Consider the following 513-nt stretch of genomic DNA (forward strand, 5'->3'; position numbering starts at 1 on the left):
TTGCTAACGAACACTGCTCGTTCACGGGCTCAGGAAAGATGGCATACCATCTGTCTTTCACCCGCATTAGTTCAGTCCCACGTGCCCATTCTCTGGGCATCTCCTCGGATGCACGAAACGCCAAACCTCGGGTGAGTTTCGGATACCACGTTCCATTGCGAAAGTTGCCGGCGTTGAACTGCAGTGTATGTGACCTGTCCCGCACACCGCGAAACCTCGCGTCCTTACTCCGGCGAAACGCCAGCCACGCCTCGACGACCGCGTTCTGCTTGATGTGGCAGGGGGCGTCCTTTACCCACTCGGGCAGGTCGGAGCGCAGGATGATGTCCCGCAGCTTTCTGGCCGTTTTTGGGGCACCATGCTGACGCTGATAGGCAATCGCTTGGTTGTAGCAGTACCGGCACGCCGCTTGCCACCGCTTCCAAACTTTAGCCAGCGCTGGCTCCGGATAAATCCGTATCTTTCTCGATTGCAGCCCGGTATTTTCTGAGTCCGTAGAGCCGACTGCTGAAG

Annotated in this window: 1 protein-coding gene and 1 pseudogene; both read right to left on the reverse strand. The window is 57.5% G+C overall.

What is annotated here, in order from left to right:
- On the reverse strand, positions 1-460 hold a 460-nt coding region (locus NW839_RS06395), incomplete at its 3' end, for a helix-turn-helix domain-containing protein (RefSeq protein ID WP_414380526.1).
- Positions 429-513, reverse strand: a pseudogene (locus NW839_RS06400) (IS607 family transposase); the annotation flags it as partial. The pseudogene NW839_RS06400 and the gene NW839_RS06395, both read right to left, overlap by 32 nt.

The sequence above is a fragment of the Synechococcus sp. R5-15 genome, assembly GCF_047462035.1.
Lineage (GTDB): Bacteria > Cyanobacteriota > Cyanobacteriia > Thermostichales > Thermostichaceae > Thermostichus.